This is a genomic window from Salinarimonas chemoclinalis (genome assembly GCF_041514305.1).
GTDB lineage: Bacteria > Pseudomonadota > Alphaproteobacteria > Rhizobiales > Beijerinckiaceae > Salinarimonas > Salinarimonas chemoclinalis.
Genome location: NZ_JBGMWH010000003.1, coordinates 1 through 23,500 on the forward strand (window position 1 = coordinate 1; position 23,500 = coordinate 23,500).

The 23,500-nt window shown below is 73.1% G+C and carries 19 protein-coding genes and 1 other RNA gene; 9 read left to right on the plus strand and 11 right to left on the minus strand.

Features of this window, described 5'->3' with window-relative positions; translation table 11 throughout:
• The 4 genes from AB9M23_RS07170 to AB9M23_RS07185 all read right to left on the minus strand — a co-directional run.
• A partial coding sequence (locus AB9M23_RS07170) for a DNA polymerase III subunit gamma/tau (RefSeq protein ID WP_372423791.1) occupies window positions 1-1,268 on the minus strand: 1,268 nt, incomplete at its 3' end.
• A 54-nt stretch (window positions 1,269-1,322) separates the two neighbouring features.
• Window positions 1,323-1,419: signal recognition particle sRNA small type (gene ffs, locus AB9M23_RS07175), an RNA gene on the minus strand.
• An 80-nt stretch (window positions 1,420-1,499) separates the two neighbouring features.
• Entirely contained in the window at window positions 1,500-4,088 is a 2,589-nt protein-coding gene (locus tag AB9M23_RS07180; RefSeq protein WP_372423793.1) for an ABC transporter permease, read from the minus strand.
• Window positions 4,089-4,102: 14 nt separating this feature from the next.
• Window positions 4,103-4,795 carry an ABC transporter ATP-binding protein gene (locus AB9M23_RS07185; RefSeq protein ID WP_372423794.1) on the minus strand — a complete coding sequence of 231 codons (693 nt, stop codon included), beginning with the start codon at window positions 4,793-4,795 and terminating at the stop codon, window positions 4,103-4,105.
• A 109-nt stretch (window positions 4,796-4,904) separates the two neighbouring features.
• On the opposite strand from AB9M23_RS07185, the gene AB9M23_RS07190 reads away from it, so the two are divergent.
• From AB9M23_RS07190 to AB9M23_RS07200, 3 genes are all read left to right on the plus strand, one after another.
• Entirely contained in the window at window positions 4,905-5,591 is a 687-nt protein-coding gene (locus tag AB9M23_RS07190) for an arylesterase (RefSeq protein ID WP_372423796.1), read from the plus strand.
• 50 nt (window positions 5,592-5,641) lie between these two features.
• Window positions 5,642-6,688 carry an aldo/keto reductase gene (locus AB9M23_RS07195; protein WP_372423797.1) on the plus strand — a complete coding sequence of 349 codons (1,047 nt, stop codon included), beginning with the start codon at window positions 5,642-5,644 and terminating at the stop codon, window positions 6,686-6,688.
• A 141-nt stretch (window positions 6,689-6,829) separates the two neighbouring features.
• Window positions 6,830-7,900, plus strand: coding sequence for a dipeptidase (locus AB9M23_RS07200; protein WP_372423799.1), 1,071 nt, complete (start codon window positions 6,830-6,832; stop codon window positions 7,898-7,900).
• Window positions 7,901-7,907: 7 nt separating this feature from the next.
• On the opposite strand, the gene AB9M23_RS07205 is transcribed toward AB9M23_RS07200, so the two are convergent.
• The 3 genes from AB9M23_RS07205 to AB9M23_RS07215 all read right to left on the minus strand — a co-directional run bounded on the left by AB9M23_RS07205 (window position 7,908) and on the right by AB9M23_RS07215 (window position 11,184).
• On the minus strand, window positions 7,908-8,534 hold the full coding sequence (locus tag AB9M23_RS07205) for a glutathione S-transferase family protein (RefSeq protein ID WP_372423801.1): 627 nt from the start codon (window positions 8,532-8,534) through the stop codon (window positions 7,908-7,910).
• A gap of 235 nt (window positions 8,535-8,769) precedes the next feature.
• Window positions 8,770-9,441, minus strand: coding sequence for a haloacid dehalogenase type II (locus AB9M23_RS07210; RefSeq protein WP_372423803.1), 672 nt, complete (start codon window positions 9,439-9,441; stop codon window positions 8,770-8,772).
• 81 nt (window positions 9,442-9,522) lie between these two features.
• Window positions 9,523-11,184: a sensor histidine kinase gene (locus AB9M23_RS07215; protein ID WP_372423804.1), complete on the minus strand. Its 1,662-nt coding sequence runs from the start codon at window positions 11,182-11,184 to the stop codon at window positions 9,523-9,525.
• Between the two features lie 256 nt (window positions 11,185-11,440).
• Here AB9M23_RS07215 and AB9M23_RS07220 point away from each other — a divergent pair, with 256 nt between their 5' ends.
• Window positions 11,441-12,562 carry a GNAT family N-acetyltransferase gene (locus tag AB9M23_RS07220; protein WP_372423806.1) on the plus strand — a complete coding sequence of 374 codons (1,122 nt, stop codon included), beginning with the start codon at window positions 11,441-11,443 and terminating at the stop codon, window positions 12,560-12,562.
• A gap of 6 nt (window positions 12,563-12,568) precedes the next feature.
• Here AB9M23_RS07220 and AB9M23_RS07225 read toward each other — a convergent pair whose 3' ends face one another.
• Genes AB9M23_RS07225 through AB9M23_RS07235 form a run of 3 tightly spaced genes read right to left on the minus strand, consistent with a single transcriptional unit; the run spans window position 12,569 to window position 17,601 of the window.
• Complete coding sequence (locus tag AB9M23_RS07225; protein WP_372423808.1) at window positions 12,569-15,715, minus strand: efflux RND transporter permease subunit; 3,147 nt, start codon at window positions 15,713-15,715, stop codon at window positions 12,569-12,571.
• Between the two features lie 54 nt (window positions 15,716-15,769).
• Window positions 15,770-16,882: an efflux RND transporter periplasmic adaptor subunit gene (locus tag AB9M23_RS07230; protein ID WP_372423810.1), complete on the minus strand. Its 1,113-nt coding sequence runs from the start codon at window positions 16,880-16,882 to the stop codon at window positions 15,770-15,772.
• Window positions 16,879-17,601: a TetR/AcrR family transcriptional regulator gene (locus tag AB9M23_RS07235; protein ID WP_372423812.1), complete on the minus strand. Its 723-nt coding sequence runs from the start codon at window positions 17,599-17,601 to the stop codon at window positions 16,879-16,881. The genes AB9M23_RS07230 and AB9M23_RS07235 overlap by 4 nt, the downstream gene beginning before the upstream one ends.
• A gap of 447 nt (window positions 17,602-18,048) precedes the next feature.
• Here AB9M23_RS07235 and dctP point away from each other — a divergent pair, with 447 nt between their 5' ends.
• The 3 genes from dctP to AB9M23_RS07250 are packed head-to-tail and all read left to right on the plus strand — an operon-like array spanning window position 18,049 to window position 20,916.
• Complete coding sequence (dctP, locus tag AB9M23_RS07240) at window positions 18,049-19,074, plus strand: TRAP transporter substrate-binding protein DctP (protein WP_372423814.1); 1,026 nt, start codon at window positions 18,049-18,051, stop codon at window positions 19,072-19,074.
• Window positions 19,075-19,099: 25 nt separating this feature from the next.
• The gene (locus AB9M23_RS07245) at window positions 19,100-19,594 is read left to right on the plus strand and encodes a TRAP transporter small permease subunit (RefSeq protein ID WP_372423816.1); all 495 of its coding nucleotides are present in this window, start codon (window positions 19,100-19,102) and stop codon (window positions 19,592-19,594) included.
• A complete protein-coding gene (locus tag AB9M23_RS07250) occupies window positions 19,594-20,916 on the plus strand; it encodes a TRAP transporter large permease (protein ID WP_372424214.1) in 1,323 nt (440 codons plus the stop codon). Before AB9M23_RS07245 ends, AB9M23_RS07250 begins: the two co-directional genes overlap by 1 nt.
• A gap of 67 nt (window positions 20,917-20,983) precedes the next feature.
• Here the strand turns inward: AB9M23_RS07250 and AB9M23_RS07255 are convergent, their stop codons facing one another.
• On the minus strand, window positions 20,984-21,925 hold the full coding sequence (locus tag AB9M23_RS07255; RefSeq protein WP_372423818.1) for a LysR family transcriptional regulator: 942 nt from the start codon (window positions 21,923-21,925) through the stop codon (window positions 20,984-20,986).
• 109 nt (window positions 21,926-22,034) lie between these two features.
• Here AB9M23_RS07255 and AB9M23_RS07260 point away from each other — a divergent pair, with 109 nt between their 5' ends.
• A complete protein-coding gene (locus AB9M23_RS07260) occupies window positions 22,035-22,604 on the plus strand; it encodes a carboxymuconolactone decarboxylase family protein (RefSeq protein WP_372423819.1) in 570 nt (189 codons plus the stop codon).
• Window positions 22,601-23,494, plus strand: a complete 894-nt coding sequence (locus tag AB9M23_RS07265; protein ID WP_372423821.1) for an NAD(P)-dependent oxidoreductase — start codon at window positions 22,601-22,603, stop codon at window positions 23,492-23,494. The genes AB9M23_RS07260 and AB9M23_RS07265 overlap by 4 nt, the downstream gene beginning before the upstream one ends.
• Window positions 23,495-23,500 lie beyond the last annotated feature (6 nt).

Sequence of the window (23,500 nt, forward strand, 5' to 3'; positions counted from 1 at the left end):
GCGACTGCGCCGGACCCGCGCTCGAGCATCCGCAGCGCCTCGTCGGGCGTCGGCAGGTCGGCGGCGTAGGCGAGGCGCACGAGCGCCATCTCGGCGGCGGGCATCGGCCGGGGCGCCTGCGCGACCTCCGGAATGGCCTTCAGCAGGATCTGCCAGGCCCGCGACAGCACCCGCACCGAGAGCGTCGCCGCGTACTGCGCCGCGCGGGTGCGCTCCTCCTGCGAGAGCGTCGGGTCCTGATCCGCCTGGGGCACGAGCTTCATGCGCGTCGTCAGGTGGGTGAAGCCCGCGAGCTCCTGGAGCACCATCGCGGGGTCGGCCCCGCTGTCGTACTGCTCCTTCAGGGCGGCGAAGGCGCTCTCCACGTCGCCCTTCATCACCGCCTCGAACAGGTCGATGATGCGCGCGCGATCGGCGAGGCCGAGCATGTCGCGCACCGTCTCGGCCGACACCATCCCCGCCCCGTGGGCGATCGCCTGGTCGAGCAGCGAGAGCGAATCGCGCACCGAGCCCTCGGCGGCGCGGGCGATGGCGGTGAGCGCCTCCGGCGCCGCCTCGACGCCCTCCTCCCCGCAGATCCTCGCGAGATGCGCGACCAGCAGGTCGCCGGGCACGCGCTTGAGGTCGAAGCGCTGGCAGCGCGAGAGGATGGTGACGGGGACCTTGTGGATCTCGGTCGTGGCGAAGACGAACTTCGCGTGCGGCGGCGGCTCCTCGAGCGTCTTCAGGAACGCGTTGAAGGCCGCGTTCGAGAGCATGTGCACCTCGTCGACGATGTAGACCTTGTAGCGGGCCGACACCGGCGAATAGCGCACCGCGTCCGAGATCTGACGGATGTTCTCGACGCCGTTGTTGGAGGCGGCGTCGATCTCCAGCACGTCGATGTGGCGCCCCTCGACGATCGCCTCGCAATGGCGCCCGGGCTCGGCGAGGTCGATGGTGGGGCCGCCCGAGCCGTCCTCGCGCTCGTAGTTGAGGCCCCGCGCGAGGATGCGCGCCGTCGTGGTCTTGCCCACCCCGCGCACGCCGGTGAGCATCCAGGCCTGCGGTATGCGCCCGGTGGCGAAGGCGTTGGACAGCGTGCGCACCATCGCGTCCTGGCCGATCAGGTCGGCGAAGGAACGCGGGCGATACTTGCGGGCGAGCACCCGGTAGGGCGCGGGCGCGGCGACGGTCGCCGCCGGCACGGGGGCGAGGCCGGGGAAGGCCGGCTCGTCGGCGGAGGGCGGGAGCGACCGCGTCTCGTCGGTGATCGTCTCGTCAGGCATCGCGGCGCCGGCGGGGACTGAGCGCGAGACGAAGGAGGCCGCGCGGGAGAATGGGGTGGGAGGCTGGACGAGAACCCGTTCGGTCTCGTTAGGGCTGCTTCCTTCCGGACCTGACCCGGTTGGCGAGTGAGACGTCCCTCGCCAACCTCCCGAGGCCGTATATGGACCGCGCGGCGGGGGGATGCAAGCGGGGGATCTGGACGGGCCGTGCGCCCCCGCTGGCGGGGTGTCTCACAGCGTGCGCAGGTACGGCGCCGGCTTCTGGGAGAGGATGCGCCAGGTGCCGAGGAGCCCGAAGCCGACGGTCACCACGATCGCGATCGCCGCCGCGGCGATCGGGCCGGCCCAGACCATGGCGAACTCGAGGTTCATGATCCGCGTGACGATCACCCAGCCGGCCAGCGCGCCGGCGACGAACCCGACCACCGCCGTGGCGAGGCCGAGCAGGCCGTATTCCAGCGCGTAGGCGCCCACGAGCTTGCCCCGCGTCGCACCCAGCGTCTTGAGCACGACGGCGTCGTAGAGCCGCGCGCGGTGCCCCGCCGCCAGCGCGCCGGCGAGCACGAGCACGCTCGCCGCGACCGCGATCGAGGAGGCGCCGCGGATCGCGAGCACGAGCTGCTCGACCACGGCGTTGACCGCCTCGAGCGCGTCCTTCACCCGCACCGACGTCACCATCGGGTAGGTGCGCGCCGCCTCCCGCAGGAGCGCGACCTCCGCCTCCTCCGTCGCCGCGTCGTCGGGGAGCGTGAGGGTCGCGATGTGCGCGTGCGGGGCGCCGGCGAAGGTGTTGGGCGAGAACACCATGACGAAGTTGATGCCGAGCGATTCCCACTCGACCCGTCGGAAGTTCGCGATCGTCGCCGCGATGTCGCGCCCGAGCACGTTGACCACGACCGCGTCGCCGATGGACAGGCCGAGCCCCGCCGCCAGCTCGTCGTCGAAGGAGACGAGGTTCTCCGTCGGGCTCTCGCCCCACCATGCGCCGGCGACGATCTCCGAGCCCTCGGGCATCTCGGCCTCGTAGGTGATGCCGCGATCGCCGTCGAGCACCCAGGCGGCGTCGGGATCGGCGGCGATCTCCTCCACCGGTACGCCGCCGAGCGAGACGAGCCGCCCGCGCAGCATCGGCACGCGCTGGATCTCGCTCTCGGGCGCCTGCGCTCGCAGGAAGTCGGTGAAGCCGTCGATCTCCGAGGAGGGGATGTCGACGAAGAAGAAGCTCGGCGCGGCGTCGGGAAGCCGCTCGGTGAGCTGGCGGCGCATGTTGCCGTCGATCACCGCGAGCGTGACGAGGAGCGTGATGCCGAGCCCGAGGGAGAGCACGAGGGAGGGCGTGAGCGCGCCGGGGCGATGCACGTTGGCGAGGGCGAGCCGGGGCGCGGCGGCACGGGGGCGCGGCAGGCGCCGGGCGAGCGCCATCAGGCCCGTGGCGACGACCCGCAGCAGCACGAAGGCCGCCGCCGCCGCGCCGATGAAGATCAGCGCCACCCGCCGGTCGAAGGCGGCGAACACCGAGAGCGCCAGCAGCGCCACGATGGCGAGCGCGACGCCCGCCATGTAGCGCCGGCGCGGCCAGCGGCGATCCGGGTCGATCTGGTCGCGGAACAGGCCGGACACCTGGATGTCGTGCGCCCGCCCGAGCGGCGCGAGGGAGAAGGCCAGCGCGGTGAGGAGCCCGTAGAGCGCCGCGAGCAGGAGTTCGACGGGCGCCAGCGTCGGCGCGATCGGGATCGGCAGGATCGCGCCGAGCGCGGCCGCCAGTGCGAAGGGCAGCGCCGCCCCGAAGGCGAGCCCGATGGCGATGCCGATGCCGGCGATCAGCATCACCTGCGTGAGGTAGATCGCCACCACGCGCCCGCCCGGCGCGCCGAGGCTCTTGATCGTGGCGATCGATTCGCGCTTGCGATCGACGAAGCCGCGCACGGCGTTGGCGACGCCCACGCCCCCGACGATGAGGGCGGTGAGCCCCACCAGGGTCAGGAACTGCGCGAAGCGCTCGATGTTGCGCTCGAGCCCCGGATCGGCGTTGAGCCGCGAGCGCACCCGCCAGCCCGCCTGCGGCTGCTCCGCCTCGATCGCCGCCTGCGCGCGGGCGAGGAGCGCGTCGTCGTTCGCCGGTCCCGCGAGGTCGAGCCGGTAGGTGAAGCGCACCAGGCTCCCCGGCTGGACGAGCCCGGTCGAGTCGAGCGCCGCGCGCGAGACGAGGAGGCGCGGGCCGAAGTCGAAACCCGCCTGGATCTTGTCCGGCTCCGAGCGCAGCACCGTGCGCAGCGCGATGTCCTGTGTGCCGATGCGGATCGTGTCGCCGATCTCGAGGTCGAGCCGACCGAGCAGCACGGGATCGACGGCGGCACCGAAGACGCCGTCCGCCTCGGCGAAGATCTCGGCGGGCGCCATCGGCGGCTCGGTGACGAGGTCGCCGGCCACGGGGTAGGCGGCGTCCACCGCCTTGATCTCGACGAGCGCGGCGCCGGTATCCGCGTTCGCCATGCCGCGCAGCGTGGCGACGAGGGAGACCGTGCCCCAGTCCTCCAGGGTGGCGATCTCGGCCGGCGTCGCCTCGCGGTGGATCAGGCGGAAGCTCAGGTCGCCCCCGAGCAGGGTGCGGCCCTCGCGGGCGAGGCCCTCGGTGAGCGCGCGCGACACCGAGGAGACGCCGGCGATCGCCGCGACGCCGAGCGCGATGCACGCGAGGAAGATGCCGAAGCCGCGCAGGCCCGAGCGCAGCTCGCGCAGCGCGAGCCGAAGGACGAGGGGGAGCGAGGAGAAGGTGCCCGAGCCTGAGCCCGGGTTCGCGCCCGATACTGTGCCGTGCATGGTCGCCTCGTTCCTCACGCCGCCGCCGCGTCCGCATCCGCCTCGATCCGGCCGGAGCGCAGGCGGATCATGCGGTCGCAGGCCCGCGCGAGGCCGGTGTCGTGGGTGACGAGGACGAGCGTCGCGCCGCGCTCGCGCTTCAGGGCGAAGAGCAGGTCGACGATCGAGCCGCCGGTCGTCTCGTCGAGGTTGCCGGTGGGCTCGTCGGCGACGAGGATCGCCGGGTCGGGGGCGAGCGCGCGGGCGATGGCGACGCGCTGCTGCTCGCCGCCGGAGAGCTGGGCGGGATAGTGCGAGAGCCGCTCGCCGAGGCCGACCGCCCGCAGCTCCGCGGAGGCGCGGTCGAAGGCGTCGCCCGCGCCGGCGAGCTCCAGCGGCAGGGCGACGTTCTCGAGCGCCGTCATCGTCGGCACGAGGTGGAACGACTGGAAGACGATGCCGATGCGCCGGCCGCGGAAGCGCGCGAGCGCGTCCTCGTCCATGGCGGTGAGCTCCTCGCCCTCGATCGTCACACGCCCCGCATCGGGCCGCTCGAGCCCCGCCATCGTCATCAGAAGCGTCGACTTGCCCGACCCCGAGGGCCCGACGAGGCCGATCGCCTCGCCGCGCTCGACGCCGAGCGACACCCCCTTGAGGATGTGCACCCGCGCCGGGCCGCGCCCGAGGCTCAGCTCGACGTTTTCGAGGACGATGCTCTTGCCGCTCATGCGAACGATCCGATCTTCATGCGTTGACGTGCCTTCGGCCGGCTCGCCCGCCGGCGCGCGGCGGGCCGCCCGGCCCGTCCGCGACATCAGATATGGGGTAGAGATCGCCATGCGCCACATGCGCCCGCTCGCCACACGGCTCGCCGCCGCCTGCATCCTCGCCTTCGGCGTCGTCTCGGGCCCCGCCGCTCCCGCGGCGGCGCAGGACGCCGCGAGCGCCGACGCCGTGCGCATCGTCGCCTTCGGCGACAGCCTGATGGCGGGCTACCAGCTCCCCGGCAGCGCCGCCTTCCCCGCGGTGCTCGACCGCGCGCTCGACGAGGCGGGCTACTCCGCCGTCGAGATCGTGAACGCCGGCGTCTCCGGAGACACCGCGGCGGCGGGCCTCGCCCGGCTCGACTGGTCGGTGCCGGACGGCACCGACGGCGTCATCCTCGAGCTCGGCGCCAACGACATGCTGCGCGGGCTCGACCCCGCCCGCACCTACGAGACGCTCGATGCGATCGTCGCGCGACTCCGGGAGCGCGGCATCCCCGTCCTCCTCGCCGGCATGTACGCCGCACGCAACATGGGCCCCGACTACGTCGAGGCCTTCGACGCGATCTTCCCGCGCCTTGCCGAGAAGCACGACCTCGTGCTCTACCCCTTCTTCCTGGACGGCGCACTCGGGAACCCCGAGCTGATGCTCGAGGACGGAATCCACCCCAGCGCCGAGGGCGTCGAGGTGATGGTGGAGCGCATGCTCCCCACCGTGATCCGCTTCCTCGACGAGCGGGTCCTCCCCGGCCAGGGCTGACGCGGCGCCCGCCGCGACGGCGAGACGACGACAGGGAAGGCACGAGAGACATGCATTACCGGCCGCTCGGGCGCACGGGCCTCGAGGTCAGCGCGCTGTGCCTCGGCACGATGACCTTCGGCGAGCAGAACAGCGAGAGCGAGGGCCACGCCCAGCTCGACTACGCGCGCGAGCGCGGGATCGACTTCATCGACACCGCCGAGCTCTACCCGATCCCGCCCAAGGCGGAGACCCAGGGCGAGACCGAGCGGATCGTCGGCACCTGGATGAAGGCGCGGCGCAATCGCGCGGACGTCGTCCTCGCCACCAAGGTCGTCGGCCGCTCGCGGAACACCTGGTTCCGCGACGACGGCGCGCCCGCCGAGCTGTCGCGCGCGCAGATCCTGGAGGCGGTCGACAAGAGCCTGAAGCGGCTGCAGACGGACTATATCGACCTCTACCAGATCCACTGGCCGGACCGCGCCGTCTCCCAGTTCGGCGCCAATCCGGTGATCTACGCGCCGACGAGCGGCCCCGAGCACCCGATCGAGGAGACGCTCGCGGTGATGGACGAGCTCGTAGAGGCGGGCAAGGTGCGCCACGTCGGCCTCTCGAACGAGAGCGCCTGGGGCACGATGACGTTCCTGAAGCACGCCGAGGCGAAGGGCCTGCCGCGCGTCGCCTCCCTCCAGAACGCCTACTCCCTCGTCAACCGCACCTTCGAGGGCGGGCTCGCCGAGATCGCCCGGCGCGAGGACGTCGGGCTCCTCGCCTACTCGCCGCTCGCGCAGGGCTACCTCACCGGCAAGTACGAGGGCGGCGCGCGTCCCGCCGGCGCGCGGCGCACCCTGTTCGACCGGCTCCAGCGCTACGAGACGCCCGGCGCGCCCGCCGCGATCACCGCCTACGTCGCGCTCGCCCGCGAATGGGGGCTCGATCCGGCGCAGATGGCGCTCGCCTTCGCCGCCTCGCGGTCGTTCACGACCTCCGTCATCATCGGCGCGACGACGATGGCGCAACTGAAGGCGAACATCGACGCGCTCGACGTCGCGATCACGCCCGAGCTGGAGGCGCGCATCGACGCCATCCACCTGCTGCACACCAACCCCTGCCCGTGAGGCGCGGCGCGGGGCCGGCTCCCCTTACCGGCTCCTCTTGCCGGCTCCTCTTGCCGGCCCCGCTTCGCCGTGCGAGCTTGTCGCGGCGTCTTCGCCGGGGCGTCGCTCCGGAGCCTAGTCCGCCGAGAGCCCGCCGCCTCCATGCCCGCCCCTCGCGTCCCCGTCTTCGACGGCCACAACGACGCCCTGCTGCGCCTGCTCCTCTCCGGCCATCCGCGGCCGGAGGAGGGCTTCCTCGCCGGCGAGCGGCTGTGCCACCTCGACCTTCCGCGGGCGCGGGCGGGCGGCTTCGTCGGCGGGCTGTTCGCCATCTACGTCCCCGATCCGACGGGGGCCGGCGTCGAGGCGGACGCGCTGATGACCCGCCCGCGCTACGACGTGCCGCTGCCGCCCGCCCTCGAGCCCGGCTGGGCCCGCGATGCGACGCTCGCCATGCTCGCGATCCTGCTGCGGCTCGAGCGCGCGTCCGACGGGGCGCTGGCGATCTGCCGCAGCGTGCCCGACATCGAGGCGGCGATGGCGCGCGGCGCGATCGCCATGGTGGCGCATCTCGAGGGCGCGGAGGCGATCGACCCGGACCTGCGCACGCTGGAGGTCCTCCACGCGGCGGGCCTGCGTTCGCTCGGCCCGGTGTGGAGCCGGCCGACGATCTTCGGCGAGGGCGTGCCCTTCCGCTTCCCGTCGGGCCCCGACATCGGCCGCGGGCTCACCCCCGCCGGCGAGGCGCTGGTGCGCGCCTGCAACGGGCTGCGGATGATGATCGATCTCTCGCACCTCAACGAGCGCGGATTCTGGGACGTGGCGCGGCTGAGCCGCGCGCCGCTCGTCGCGACGCACTCGAACGCGCACGCGGTCTGCCCCCACGCCCGCAACCTCACCGACGCGCAGCTCGCCGCCATACGCGAGAGCCGCGGCATGGTGGGGCTCAACTTCGCCACCTCCTTCATCCGCCCGGACGGGCGGCGCGACGCGGCGACGCCGCTTTCGATGATGGTCGACCACATCGACCATCTGGTCTCGCTCGTCGGCATCGACGGCGTGGGCCTCGGCTCGGACTTCGACGGCGCGACGATGCCCGACGCCATCGGCGACGCGCGCGGGCTGCCCAACCTCGTCGCGGCGCTCGCCGAGCGCGGCTACGACGGCGAGGCGCTGGAGAAGGTCTGCTGGCGCAACTGGCTGCGGGTGCTCGACGCGACTTGGCGGGCGTGATGCGCGATCAGTCCGCGGGCGGGGCGTCCGCCTCGTCGATCGCCTGCGCACGACGGGCGGCGGGTCGACCCATGGTCCGCTCTGCATAGGCCTCGAAGGCGGGCCGCTTCTCCATCGTGCCGAAGGCGAGGCCCCAGCCCACCTGCGCGCCGAGCAGGACGTCCACGGCGCTGAAGCGCTCGCCCAGGATGAAGGGTCCCGCCGCGACGGCGCCCTCCAGCGCGTCGAGCATGCGCTCGAAGCTGCCGTAGCCCACCATCCGCGATCGCTCCGGCGGCGGTACGAAGCCCAAGGCGCGATTCGTCACCGCCGCCTCCATCGGTCCGGCCCCGAAGAAGAGCCAGCGGTAGTACGTGCCGCGCTCCCGCGAGCCGGGCGCCGGTGCCAGCCCCGCCTCCGGGAACGCGTCGGCGAGATAGGCGCAGATGGCGGCGACCTCGGTGACGACCGTCTCGCCGTGCCTGAGCGCGGGCACCTTCGCCATCGGGTTGATCGCGCGATAGGCCTCCCCCTGCATCTCGTCGCCGTACTGCACGATCTCGACCGCGTAGGGCGTGCCGATCTCCTCCAGCATCCAGCGGGCGATGCGCCCGCGCGACATCGGGTTCGTGTAGAGAACGAGCTCGTCGGCCATGGTCGGTTCCTCCGTTCCGGTCGACGGCGGTATAGCGCGCGGCGCGACGCCGCGCGACCGTTGCGCGCGCCCCCGCGCGGCGGATCGATCGATGCAGGGCGCCGACGCTCTCCCCTCTCCCTCGTGGAGAGGGGCCGGGGGTGTGGGGCGTGCAGGACGGTCTCGCCGTCCCCCTGGCTCTTCTCCACGAGGGAGAGTGGAACCGCGTCGCGCGCGTCGTCGACGGCACCGCTCCTCACGGCACCGCGTCGAGGTCCGCGACCGTCGCCTGCGGGGCGAGGTCGGCGTACTCGTCGGGCGCGCCGGACCGGTTCACCCAGGCGGCGGCGAAGCCGTAGGCGACGGCGCCGGCGACGTCCCAGCGGTTCGAGGAGACGAAGAGCACGTCCTTTCGGGCGCAGCCGAACGCGGCCTCGACCAGCGCGTAGGTGCGCGGGTCGGTCTTGAACACCCGCACGCGGTCGACCGACAGCACGGCGTCGAGCGCGCCGCCGATGCCCGCGGACGCCACGGCGTCGGCGAGCATGGGCTCGTCGCCGTTCGACAGGATCGCCGTGCGTGCGCCGCGCGCCCGCAGCCGCGCGAGGGTGCGGGGCACCTCGGGGTAGGCGTCGAGGGCGCGGTAGCTCGCGAGCAGCCGGTCGCGCACGATCGGGTCCACCTCCGGCGAGCGGGCGAGCGCCTGGTCGAGGGCGCGCTCGGTCAGCCGCCAGAACGGCTCGAAGCGACCCATCAGCGACAGCGTCCAGGTATACTCGAGCTGCTTCGCCCGCCAGATCTCCGAGAGATGCACCGAGGCGGGGCCGATGGACGCTGCGTTGCGGGCGACGGCGGAATGGACGTCGAAGAGCGTGCCGAAGGCGTCGAAGACGACGACGGGGCGGGCGTCGGGCGAGGGATCGCGCATGGCCGGTCCTTTCGTGCACGGGACGCGATGGTGACGCCCGGAGGAACCCGATGCAAGCGCCGCCGCGTTCCGGCGCGCGCCTCAGGCCGGGAACGCCAGCACGAACATCGTTCCGCTGCGGCTCGCCGGCTCGGCCGGCGCGCCGGCGTTCCCCTCCCGCACGACCTCCTCGAACCGCACGTCGGCCTCGAGCTGCACGGCGAGCGATCGGATCAGCTTGAGCCCGAACCCGGCGGTCGTCGCGTCCGGATCGAAGCCGCGGCCGTCGTCCGCGACGCGCAGCTCGACCCGCTCCTCTTGACGGTCGAGGGTGATCGTCACGTGCCCTTCGCCGTCGGGGAAGGCGTGGTTGATCGCGTTGTCGAGCAGTTCCGAGAGGATCAGCGCGAAGGGCATGGCGCGGTCGAGCGTCACCGCGACGTGATCGAGGTCGAAGGCGAAACGCACCCGCGGCCCGGCTGCGCCCGGCCCTGCGACCGTCTCGGCGAGGCGCCTCGCGTAGGCGCCGAGGTTGACGCTCGCGAACTCCCCGTGGCTGTAGATCAGGTCGTGCACGAGCGCCATCGCCTGGACGCGCCGGATCGTGTCCTCCGGCGAGGTGTGCACGCGCTCCTGCATGCGGATCAGGCTCGAGACGATCTGCATGTTGTTCTTGACGCGGTGGTGCACCTCCTTGAGGAGCTGGTTCTTCTCCGCGACCGCCTCGGAGAGCGCGCGGGTGCGCAGCTCCACCTTCTCCTCCAGCGCCCGGTGGCTGCGCCAGGCGAGCGCGCCCAGGAAGAGCAGCGCCGCGGCGGCCGGCACGAAATACGCGAAGTAGCCGGCGAGACGGCCGCGCCAGGCCTCCTCGAGGCTCGCCCGGTCGAGCGCGAAGGTGGCGTAGACCGGCAGGTCGCCGAGGCGGGCGGCCGCTTCGATTCGGGCTCCCGCGCGCCCTGCGGGGACGCCGCCGAAGCCGACGTCGCGCAGCGCGGCCGGCGCGGGACCCGCGTCGCGCCGCGGGACGGCGGTCGGCGCGCGCGCGCCCGGCGGGTGGCTCACGAGCACCTCGCCGCTCGCCAGCACGAGGGCGATCTCCCCCTCGTCCGGATAGGCGCTGCCGTAGAAGTCCGCGAAGTAGCTCGGCGCGATCCAGATGCGGACGACGCCGTCCGGCGGGCGTGCCGCCGCGCCGTCCCAATCGGGCAGCGGCAGCGTGAAGAACGGCGCCGGGCCGCCGCCGACCCCCGTCCCCGGAGGCCCGATCACGAGCCCCCCGCCCTCGCGCGCGGCGCGGAACCAAGCCCGGTCGGAGAGATCGGGCGGGGGCACGGCCACGGCGCCGCTCGAGGCGCGCAGCCGCCCCTCGCCGTCGACGAGCCAGATCGCGTGCACCTCCTCGAAGCGCCGCTCGATCCGGTCGAGATGGGCCGAGATCGCGTCGGAGCGCTCGATCTCGCTCCAGCTCATGCCGCCGATCCGCTCGCGGATCGAGAGGGCGACGAGTTCGTGGGTCTGGAAGACGCGCTTGGCGTGCTCGGCGACCGCGTCGCGGATGTAGACGACCCGGTCGTGGGCCTCGCTCTCGATCGCGCGCCAGTCGGCGCCGGCGGCGAGGCCGAAGAAGACGAGCGGGGCGAGCACCGCGACCACGAGGAAGTAGGGAAGCGCGGCCGGGCGAAGGAATCGCGGCACCCGCGCCGCCGCGGGAGCGGCCGCGTCCTGCGTCTCGGGCGGCGGGGTCTGCGTGAGCCTATCCAGCATGTCAGGGGTTCATCGACAGAAATCCGCCTCCGGTACACACCTCGCCCGCCATCGGCCGGCCGGGCTCCGCCGTCGCCGCAGTGGGAGCCGTCGTCAACCGCCGGACCCGGCGTCCGGTTCCATCCTTCGGATCTGCTGAGAGCGTCCGACGGCCGCAGGCGCGGACGGCGTTCTTCCCGGAAACATCCGAGGCCGCGGGAAGTTCGACCTGCGAGCCGGGCGGGCGCGTACCCGCCGGCGGACGGACTGCCGACCCATGCCTGCACTCACGATCGACGTCCTCGACCGAGCGGAGCTGGAGCGCGAGCGCGACGCCTGGGACACGCTCGCGCAGGACGCCCGCGCGGCCAACCCCTTCTTCGCGCGCCCGCTCGTCGACACCCATCTCGCCCATCGCTTCTGCGCGCCGCGCCCGCGCTTCGCCTGCGTGAGCGCCGGCGCGCGGCTGGTGGCGCTCCTGCCGGTGACGGCGCGCGCGGGCCGGCTCGGCTGGTGCGATGCGCCGGGCGTGCTCGGCTCGCCCTTCTGCACGCTCTCGACGCCGCTGGTCGCCCGCGGCGCGCCAGACGGCTGGGCGGACGCGCTCGTGCTCGCGATCCGCCGCGCCTGCCGGGGCGGCGCCTTCCTGTTCCCGATGCTCCCCGTCGCCTCGCCGATCGGCATCGCCCTGCGCGAGGCCTTCGCACGCATCGGCGCGGACGTCGCGGCGCTGGCGCCCTTCCAGAGGCCGGTCCTGTCGGTGCGCACGCACTACGAGGCCTACGTCGCCGAGGCGCTCGGCCGCTCCCGGCGCAAGGGGCTGGAGCGCCGTCGTCGGCGCCTCGCCGAGCACGGCCGCGTCGCCCACCGGGTCGCACGCGGCGGCGCGGCGCTGGCGCAGGCCGTCGACGACTTCATGGCGCTGGAGCGCAGCGGCTGGAAGGGGCGCATGGGCACGGCGCTCGCGACCGACCCGGTCACCCGTGCCTTCGCCCGCGCGCTGTTCCTCTCCGCCCGCGGCCCGGTGACGGCGCGCGCCGACATCATCGCCCTCGACGACGCGCCGATCGCCGCCAGCCTCGCGCTGGTGAGCGCCGGCACCGCGTTCCTGGTCAAGACGACCTACGACGAGCGCCACGGCGCGCTCGGCCCCGGGGTCATGCTGGAGGACGCGATCGTTCGGGCGCTCCACGAGGAGCGCTTCTGCGACCGGCTCGATTCGGCGACGCTGCCCGGCAGCGTGCTGGAGACGCTCTATCCGGACCGCGTCGCCATCGCCGACGTCGCGGTCAACCTGCGCCCCGGCGATCCGCTGTTTCCCGCGCGGGTCGCGACGGAGCGCTGGCAGCGAAACGCCCGCGGGCGGGTGAAGCGGGTCCCCGCGCGCGAGAGCGCCTGAGGCGCGTCATTCGGCCGGCGTCGCCGCCGCGACCCGCGCCGCCTCCCGCAGGGCCCGACGCTCCGCCCGCCGCGCCCGGCGCCGGGCGTTCCAGGCGGAGAGGTCGGCCAGCGCCATCAGCATGGCGGGCGTGACGACGAGCGTCAGCATCGTCGCGAAGGACAGGCCGAACACGATCGCGGTGGAGAGCTGGACCCACCATTGCGTGGAGGGCGCGCCGACGTCGATCGCGCGGTGCACGAAGTCGATGTTCACGCCGAAGGCGATGCCGAGCACGCCGAGCACGGCGGTGACGGCGGTGAGCAGCACCGGGCGGGCACGCTCGTGGCAGGTGCGCAGGATCGCGAGCCTGGCCTCGACGCCCTCGCGACGCAGCCGGTCGTAGGTGTCGATGAGCACGATGTTGTTGTTCACGATCACGCCCGCGTTGGCGATGACGCCGATGCCGGTCATGACCACGCCGAAGGCCTGGCCCATGACCATGAGCCCGATCAGCACGCCGATCGTCGACATGATCACCGCCGACAGCGTGATCAGCACGCTCGTGAACTTGTTGAACTGTGCGAGCAGGATCGCGAAGATCAGGAACAACGCGGCGCCGAAGGCGGTGACGAGGAAGGCGCTCGCCTTCTCGCGCTCCTCGTCCTCGCCCTTCATGCGCCAGGTGATGCCCGGCCCGAGGTCGAGGCCGGCGAGCTCGGCGTCCACGGCGGCCTGGACCGCGGCGGACTGCACGCCCTCGGCGACGTTCGCGGTGACGGTGACGACGCGGCGCCCGTCGACGCGGTTGATCAGCCCCACCCGCTCCACCGGCTCGCGGGTGACGAAGTTGGCGATCGGCACCGAGCCCGCGGGCGTGTTGACCCGCAGCTCGTCGAGCTGGTCGAGCGAACGCCGCTCCTCCGGGAAGCGGACCAGCACGTCGACCGACGTGTCGGTGTCGTTGGGTCGGTATTCCGTGACCTTGAGCCCGTTGGTGACGAGCTGCACCACATTGCCGACGGTGAGCGCGTTGGCGCCGTAGCGGGCGGCCTCGGCCTTGTCGACCTCGAGCGTCCAGTCGACGCCGGGCAGCGGCAGGCCGTCGTCGACGTCCCGCGCGTCGGGGATCGCGCGCAGCATCTCGGCCACGCGCTGCGCCGCCGGGAACAGGCGCGCGGGGTCGATCGACCCCACCTCGATCGTGATCGGCTTGCCGGTCGGGGGACCGGCGGCGGGCTTCGTCACCTCGATGATCGCACCGGGGATGTCGGCCGTGCGTCCGCGGATGTCGGCCATGATCTCGGACGCGGAGCGGCGCTCGCGCCAGTCGACGAGCTCGAACTGGACCGTGCCGACCGTGTCCTCGGTCACCTCCTGCGAGCCGCGCTGGCCGGAGCCGACGCGGGCGTAGACGGTTTCGAGCTCGTCCATGCCGAGCAGCCGCTGCTCGACGGCGCGCACCAGCGCGTCCTTCTCGGCGATGGCGAGGTTGCCCCGCGCCCGGACCTGGACGAGGGCGAACTCGGGCTCGACGTCGGGGAAGAACTCGACGCCGTTGCCGTAGCGCCCGTAGGTCTGCACCACCGACACGAGGAGCGCGATCGTGAGCACGATCGTCACCAGCGGATGGCGCGTGACGAGGCGGATGAGGCCGAGATAGGCGCCGCGCTCCGGCAGGTGCCCTTCCTCGTGGGTCTCCTTCGGCGGCTTGGCGAGGAGCGCGCCCAGCGTCGGGGTGAAGATCAGCGCGATGATCAGCGACGCCGAGAGCGTGGCGATCAGCGTCAGCGGCATGTACATCATGAACTCGCCGACGATGCCCGGCCAGAACAGGAGCGGCGAGAAGGCGGCGACGCGCGTCGCCGTCGCCGCGATCACCGGCCCCGCCATGCGCTTGGCGGCGAGCGCGTAGGCATCCGCGGCGGCCATGCCCTCGCTCATGCGCCGCTCGGCGAATTCCGAGACGATGATCGCGTCGTCGACGAGCATGCCAACGGCGAGGATGAGCGAGAACAGGACGACGATGTTGACGGTGAGCCCCGCGAGATGGAGCGCGAGGATGCCCGCCAGGAAGGCGCCCGGGATGGCGATGCCGATGAAGATCGAGGCCCGCGCGCCCAGCGTGTAGAGCATGATCACGATGACGAGCAGCACCGCGGTGACGACGGAGTTCTGCAGCTCGTGGAGCATCGTGCGGATCTCGCCGGACTTGTCCTGCGAGAAGGTGATCTCGACCGTCGCCGGCCAGGTCTGCCGCAGGGCCTCGACGGCGGTCTTCACGGCGTCGACCGTCTCGATCAGGTTCGCGCCGGCGCGCTTGGAGACCTCGAGCACGATCGCGGGCTTGCCGTTGATGCGCGTGATCGATTCGGCGTCCTTGAAGGTCGGGCGCACCTCGGCGACGTCGCCGAGCCGCACCACCGCGTCCCCGCTCGCGGCGATGGGGAAGTCGAGGATGTCCTGGGCGTTCTCGATGAGCGCCGGCACCTTCACCGCGAAGCGGCCGGTGGCGCCCTCGAGCGCGCCGGCGGCGACGAGGCTGTTGCCCGCGTTGAAGGCGTTGATCACGTCGGTGAGGTCGAGCCCGTAGGAGCGCAGCAGCATCGGCTCGGCGATGATCTCGACGACCTCGTCGCGCCCGCCGCGCAGCTCCGCCGAGAGCACGCCCGGCACCTGCTCGATCGCGGTCTCCGCGTCGCGCGCGAGCCGCAGCAGCGTGCGCTCGGGGATGTCGCCGCCGAGCCCCACGACGAGCACGGGGAAGAGCGAGAGGTTGACCTCCTCCACCGTCGGCTCGTCGGCGTCGCGCGGCAGCTCGCTGCGGGCGGTGTCGACCTTGGCGCGCACGTCGGCGAGCGCCGCGTCGCCGTCGAATCCCGCCTCGAACTCGAGCAGCACGAAGCCACCGCCCTCGTAGGCGGCCGAGCGCATCTCCTTGACGCTCTCGACCGACTTGAGCCTCGTCTCCATGGGGCGCAGTAGCAGCCGCTCGGCATCCTCCGGCGAGATGCCGCGCTGGTTCAGGCCCACGTAGACGAGCGGGACCTGGACATCCGGCTCGGCCTCCTTGGGGATCTCCTGGTAGGCGACGAAGCCCGCGATCAGGACGAAGGCCAGGATCGCCAGCGTCAGGCGCGCGTGCGAAATGGCGTAGTCGACGATTCTGCCCATGGGATTCCCCGGCTCGACGCCGGGCTCCAGTCTCGAGAGTGCCCGCGCGGCCGATCAGCGGCGCGCGGCGGCGGCGAGCGCGAAGGGGACCGGCGCGACGTGCTGGCCCTCGACGACGAAGTCCTGGCCCTGCACGATCACCGCCGCGCCGTCGGGGATGCCGGAAACCCACAGCGTCTCGCGGCCGTCCTCGACGAGGGCGACCGGGACGAAGGCGACGCGCTCGTTCGCATCGACGATCCGCACGCCGAGCGTGCCCTCGCTCGAGAAGGTGAGCGCCGAGCGCGGGATCTCGGCCGCGGGGACGGCGGCGAGCGCGAGCGCCGCCTCGGCGGTGATTCCGTCGGCGATCGCGCCGTCGGCGTTGTCGATGCCGATCTCGACGCGGTAGGTGCGCGTGCCTTCCGAGGCACGGTTCGAGACGAAGCGCACCTCGCCCCGCGCCGTCTGGCCGGTGACGAGCCGCACCTCGGCACGATCGCCCGGGCGCACGCCGCCGAGCTGGCGCTCTGCGATCTCGACGACGACGAGCATCGGGTCGAGGGCGATGATCTCCGCGACCGGATCGCCGACCTGGAGCGCCTGGCCGAGCTCGGCGGGAACGGCGTCGACGACGCCGGCGATCGGCGCGCGCACGAAGCCGCGGGCGGCCTCGGCCTCGGCCTGCGCGAGCGCCGCCTCGGCACTCTTCAGGTCCGCCTCGATCTCCGGGCGCTGGAGCGCGGGGAGCGTGCCGTTCTCGATGAGGCGCATGCGCGCCTCGGCCTCGGCGATACGCTGCTCGAGCCGCGCGCGGGCCTGGACGACCTGCGCCTCCCGGGCCTCGTCGGAGAGGACGGCGACGACGTCGCCCTCCGCGACCTCGGTGCCGCGGCGCACGGCGAGCTCGACCACGGTGCCCTGGGCGCGGGTGACGGCGGTGGCGCGCCGGTCGGCGCGGGTGAAGCCCGAGAGCGTGATGGTGCGGGCGTGCTCCACCACGGGCACGCGGTGGACCGCGACGGCGAAGAGGTCCTGGCGCTCGGCGGCGCCGTCCTCGGCCTGCGGCGCGGCGGCGACGGCCGCCTGCGGCTCGCCGAGGAGCGCGGTGACCACGGCCTGGCCGGACGCCACCCAGGCGACGGCGCCGATGACGATGGCGATCGATGCGATGCGGGAGGCGTTCATCGGGTGACCTCGGGGGACGTCGCCGGGCGCTCCGGCCCGGGCTCGGATGCGGTCGCGGCGTCGTCGATGGCACCGTGGAGGATGGCGCCGACGAGCGCCATGACGCGGTCGATCTCGGCACCCGCGTCGAAGGATTGCGAGACCGCGCGGCGCACGAAGAGCCCGTCGGCGAGCGTGCCGATGGTGATCGCCAGCGCCCGCGGATGGGCCTTGGAGCGGATCGCCCCGCGCGCCTGCGCCAGCGCGAAGGCGCGCTCCAGGCGGCCGGTCACCTCGGTCTCGAAGGCGCGGGTGATCTCCGCGAAGACGGCGTTGCGGGTCGCCTCCGCCCAGATCTCGAGGCAGATCGCCGAACGCGTCGCGGGCATGGCCCGCAGGTGCTTGTCGCCGATGGCGCGGAACGCGGCGAGGAAGTCCTGCGCGTCGTCGAGCGTCGCGAAGTCGCGCGCCACCTCGGTGCGGTCGCGCTCGCCGAGCGCGACGATGACCGCGTCCTTGCTGGCGAAGTAGCGGTAGAGGTTGCCCACCGACATCCCGGCGGCGGCGGCGATGTCCTGCATCGTCGTGCGATGGAAGCCGGTGCGGGCGAAGCACAGCTCCGCGGCGTCCAGGATGGCGGCACGCCGGTCGTTGGCGAAGGGCGGGGCGAGGGGCGGGGCGAGGGGCGGGGCGACGGGTGGAACGGTCGGTGCGCTCGTGCCGGGGGGCTGGTCGTCCATGATGGCGTGATTCCGATCCGAGAGTCCGTTCCCGCGGGCCACCGCCCGCCGCGCCCGCAGCCGCTATGGTCAAGATTGAATGAACGCTCATTCATCGCGACTGAACGAGGGTTCATTTGCGCCACCTGCGACAGGTTGTCAAGCACGGAAACCCACGTTCGGGCTCCTTTTCGCTGCGGTGCGGCATCGGTGCCTCACACGCGCGCTGCGGCGTTTCGCGGATGAACGCCATCCAGCATCGCTGCGAGCACCTACGAAACACTGCTGGGGCGGCCCCTGAATCTATCAAGAGTTGCTCACACGGGGATTTCGTGATCGGCTTTCGAACCGGAGCCGCCCGGGGTTCCGCGACAGCGGTTCCCGACGGCGTCCCCGAACTGCCGCCCTGCCCGGCCCGTCGCCGACCCGCCCGGGACGGCACCACCGGCCATCCCGGAGGATCTCGCCATGCGCGCCCGTCTCTACGCCGCCACCGCCGCCGCCGCGCTCGCCCTCGCTTCCGTCGCGCCCGCCGACGCGGCCGAGGTCGCCTGGCGCATGCAGACCGTCGCGGGGGCCGCCACGACCGAGCTCGACGCCCTGGTGCGCAACTTCGCCGACCGCGTCGCACAGGCCTCCGACGGGCGCATGCGCATCGACGTGTTCCCGGCGGGCCAGCTCGTGCCGTCGCCCGAGGTGGTGGAGGCGGTGCGCGCCGGCGCGCTCGAGCTCGGCCACACCTATCTCGTCTACTACGTCGGCCGCGAGCCCGCGCTCTACGGGATCAACGAGTGGGCGGCGGGCTACGACCCGCTCCAGGGCGTCGGCTGGTTCTACGACGGCGGCGGCGCGGACCTGTTGCGGCCGGTGCTCGCGGAGCACGGCCTGCACTATCTCGGCGTCTCGCCGCTGCTCGGCGAGCAGCTCTGGCTCACCGACCCCGTCGCCGGCCTCGACGATCTCGCGGGCGTGAAGATCCGCTCCACGGGGTTGACCGCCGACGCCTTCAGCCGGCTCGGGGCAGCGGTGGTCTCGATGCCCGCCGAGGAGATCTACACCGGCCTCCAGCGCGGCGTGATCGAGGGGGCGGAGTTCACCTCGCTGCCGATCCACCACGGCCTCGGCTGGCAGGAGGTCGCCCCCTACGTGGTGCTGCCCTCCTTCACCGCCGGCGGCTCCTCGGACTGGATCGTCAACGCCGACGCCTGGGAGGCGCTGCCGGACGACCTGAAGGCGGTCGTCGACGCCGCCCTGCGCGCGGCCGCCTTCGACTGGTGGCGCACCGCGAGGGCCGAGGAGGCACGGCTGATGCGCGAGATGGAGGACGGCGGCGCGACCTTCCTCGATTGGTCCGCCGACGACATGCGCCGGGTCGAGGAGACGCGCGTGGCGGTGATGAAGGAGGTCTACCTGCCCCGCTCGGAGGCCTTCGCCGCCGCCTTCGCCTCGCGCAACGACTACCTGCGTTCGCTCGGCCACGCGGTCGTCGACTGAGCCCCCGCGACGGGAGGGGCGTGCCATGGCCGCCGTCGAGACCATCGTCGAGGCGATCGTCGCGCGCGTCGGACGCCTCGCGAGCCTGCTCGTGCTGCCCATGATCGCGATCGTCGTCTGGGAGGTGGGCGCGCGCTACGCCTTCGGCGCGCCGACGATCTGGGCGGGTGAGCTGACCCAGATCCTGTTCGGCGCGCTGTTCTTCCTGTGCGGCGCGGAGGCGCTCAAGGCCCGCGCCCACGTGCAGGTCGATCTCCTCCACCAGATCGTGCCGCCGCGGGTGCGCGCGGCGCTGAACGGCGTCGCCCACCTCCTCGTGCTCGCCTATCTCGTGGTGCTCGGCGTCATCGTCCACGCCCGCGTCATCGACGCCGTCGCGCGGCTCGAGCGCACGCGCACGCCCTGGGACCCGCCGATCTGGCCCTCCTGGGTGATCGTCGCGATCTCGATCGCGCTGATGGCGCTGCAGGCGCTCGCCATCGTCGTCGCGGAGCTGCGCCGTGCCGTGCGGGGGCCGTGATGGAGGGCGCGGCGCTCACCCTCGTCCTGTTCGGGCTCCTGTTCGCGACGGTGCTGATCGGCGTCCCGATCGCCTTCGCGCTCGGGATCGCCGCCATCGTCGTGGGTTTCGTGGAGTGGGGACCGTTCTCGGCCTTCCTGCTGTCGAGCCAAGTCGCCGGCGCGCTCTCCAACCAGACGCTGATCGCGCTGCCCTTCTTCATGTTCATGGCGAGCGTGCTCGCCCGCGCCGGCATCGCCGACGACCTCTACGCCGCCATGCACCTGTGGATGGGCGCGCTGCGCGGCGGGCTCGCGGTCGGCACCGTGCTCGCCTGCGCGGGGATCGCGGCCATGTCCGGCGTGAGCGCGGTCGGCGTCATGGCGATGGGCCGGCTCGCGCTGCCGGCCATGCTGGAGCGGGGCTACGACCGGGGCATCGCGCTCGGCGTCATCCTCGCGGGCGGGGCGCTCGGCCAGCTGATCCCGCCGAGCCTGATCGCCATCGTCTACAGCGGCCTCGCCGGCGTCTCGATCGGCAAGATGTTCCTCGCCGGCGTCGGGCCCGGGCTGCTGCTGACGGCGCTGTTCTGCGTCTACGTGCTGGTGCGCGCCGGGCTCGACCCGCGCCTCGCCCCGGCGCTGCCGAAGGCCGAGCGGGCGAAGGTCGGGCGGCGCGAGCGGCTCGTCGCGACGCTGCGCGTCGTCCCGGCCATCGTCGTCGTCCTCGCCGTGCTCGGCTCGATGTTCGCCGGCCTCGCGAGCCCCACCGAGGCCGCCGCCATGGGCGCGGCGACGAGCCTCCTCGTCGCCGCGCTCCAGCGGCGCCTGCGGATCGGCGACCTCGCGACCATGGCGCTCGAGACCGGCCGGCAGACCGCCATGGTGATGTGGATCGCGATCAACGCGCTCCTGTTCGTGGCGGTCTATTCCGGCACCGGCGGGGAGACCTTCATCCGCGGCCTCGTCGAGGGGCTCGACCTGCCGCCGACGGCGGTCGTGCTCGTGATAATGGCAATCGTGTTCGCGCTGGGCTTCGTCATGGATCCGATCGGCATCCTGTTCCTGACGATGCCGATCTTCATCCCCATCGTCACCGCGATCGGCTTCGACCCGATCCTCTTCGGCGGCCTCGTCATCCTCAACCTGGAGATGGCCTACCTGACGCCGCCCTTCGGCTACAACCTGTTCTACCTCAAATCCGTCGCCCCGCCCTCGGTGACGCTCGCCGACCTCTACCGCGCCGCCCCCGCCTTCGTGGCGCTCCAGGCGCTGGGGCTCGCGATCTGCTGGCTCGTGCCGGAGATCGTGACGGGGCTGCCGGAGGCGGTTCTGGGACGGTGACGGGCGTCGGAGACGAGCGACGGCGGGCGCCGCCCCGGCGTCGGTCACGGGAAGGACGCAGCGCATCTCATCGGCCGACCTGGGCTCGGCGGCGGCCGGCGGCGCGACGATCCGCGGCGACGTGCTCGCGCAGGAAGTCGATCGCGGCGCGGACCTTGAGCGGCAGATAGGCGCGGCTCGGATACACGATCCATGCGGCGGTGTCGAAGGTCGTCGCGGTCACGTCGTGCTCCGGGAGCAGGTCCACGAGGCGGCCGGCTTCGAGGTCCTCGCCGATGAGCCAGTCCGGAAGCAGCGCGGGACCCAGCGCGCGCAGCGCGGCGGCGCGAACGGCACCGGCCGGCGAGAGAACGACGTCGCCGGCGACGTCCACTTCCTCCTCGGCCGTCCCTGAGCGATGCCGCACGCGCCAGCGGCTGCGGTAGGGGGGCAGGTCGAGCAGGACGCACCGTCGGCGCGCCAGATCCCCGGGCGACGCGAGCCCTCCGTTCGCGGCGATGTAGGCGGGGCTCGCCACGACCCGGTGCCGAGTCCTCATCAGCCTGGCTGCGACGAGGTCGCCTTCCACCGCCGGCGCCAAGCGGACGGCGAGATCGATCCGCTCGGCGACGAGATCGAGATTGGCGTCCGTGAACACGCACTCGACGCGCAGCTCCGGGTGGCGCTCCCGGAACGCGCCCAGGAGCGGGGCGATACGGCGCTCGCCGAAGGCGGTCGACGCCGTGAGCCGCAGCGTGCCGCGCACCGAGCGAGTCGCGGCGAGCGCCTCGTCTCGGGCGCGCGCGAGCTCGTCCAGCAGCGGCTCGACCCGAGACAGGTACAACACACCCGCCTCGGTCAGCGACAGGCGACGGGTGGTGCGCTGGAAGAGGCGCAGACCCAGTTCCGCCTCGAGGTCCGCGACGGCGCGCGAAATGGTCGACGGATCGACCTCGCGCTCACGGGCGGCCGCAGCGAAGCTGCCGTGCCGCGCGACACGAGCGAAGTGGTCGAGGGTGCTCAGGTCCATTCATGCAGGATACGCACGAAGCTGCCGCCCGTCATCCGGTTTATCCCCGAGATCAGCCGGTTAGCGTGAGCCTCGCACGGGCACCATCCGGGGCCCAGGAGATCCCGTCATGACCGACTTCACCGTTCACACCATCGAGACCGCGCCCCCCGGCGCGCGACCGCTGCTCGAGAGCACGAAACGCGCCTGGGGCTTCGTTCCGTCCCTTCACGGCGTTCTCGCGGAGAGCCCCGCGACGCTCGAAGCCTACGACGTCCTCTTCGCGCTCGCGGAGAAGACCGCGCTCCCGCCGCCGGAGCGGCAGCTCGTCTACCTCGCCGTGAGCGTGTTCCACGGCTGCGAGTACTGCGTCGCCGGCCATACCCACCTGGCCGGGGCCGCGGGGCTCGACGCCACCGCGATCGCCGCGCTGCGCGCCGGCGCGCCGATCCCGGATCCGAAGCTCCAGGCGCTGCGGGCCTTCGCCGAGGCGGTGGTGCGCGAGCGCGGGCATGCGGGTACGGCGCTCGAGCGCCTCCTCGCCTCGGGCTATTCGCGCGCCGAAGCGCTCGACGTGCTCCTGATCGTTGCCACGAAGACGATCTCCAACTACGCGAACCACCTCGCGCGCACCCCCAAGGAGAGCTTCATGGCCGATCCCGCCGTCGCCTGGACCGCACCGGGGAGGGCGACGGCATGAGCGGTGTCGCGACCATCGCGTTCCTGGGGCTCGGCGAGATGGGTTCGCGCATGGCGGCGCGGCTGCTGGCCGCGGGCCATCCCCTGCGCGTCTGGAACAGGACCGCGGCACGCTGCGCGCCGCTCGCCGGCGCGGGTGCCGTAGTGGCGCCGACGCCGCGTGCCGCCGCCGCCGGCGCCGACGTCGCGATCTCGATGCTGCGCGACGACGAGGCCTGCCGCGCCGCCTGGCTCGCCCCCGAGACCGGAGCGCTGGCGGGCCTCGCGACCGGTGCGCTCGTCGTCGACTGCTCCACCGTCTCGCCCGGTTTCGCGAGAGAGCTCGCGACGGCCGTCCGCGACGCGGGCGTCGCGGCGCTCGACGCGCCGGTCGCCGGATCACGGCCTCAGGCCGACGCGCGAGGGCTCGTCTTCCTCGTCGGCGGCGAGGCGGCGGACCTGGCGCGCGCCGAGCCGCTCCTGCTCTCCATGGGCGCGGCGGCCGTCCACGCCGGCCCATCGGGCGCGGGTGCCACGGCGAAGCTCGCCGTGAACGCTCTCCTCGCGGTCCAGACGGCGGCGGCGGCGGAACTCGTCGCCCTGCTCCGGACCGTCGCGTCCGATCCCCCGCGGGCGATGGCGGCGATCCTCGCCACGCCCGTGGCGAGCCCGGCGCTGCGGGGGGCCGTCGCCGCGATGCTCGCGAGGTCGCACGCGCCACTGTTCCCCCTGGAACTGGCCGCCAAGGATCTCGGCTACGCGCTCGCCCTCGCCGGGGCGGCCGGAATCCCGGTTCCGATGACGTCGGCCGCCGCCTCGCGGATCGACGACGCCATCGCGGCGTCACTCGGCGATTGCAACATTACCGCCCTGGCGCTCCTCGACGAACGGGCGCGGCCGATGCCCGCGTGAGGCGTC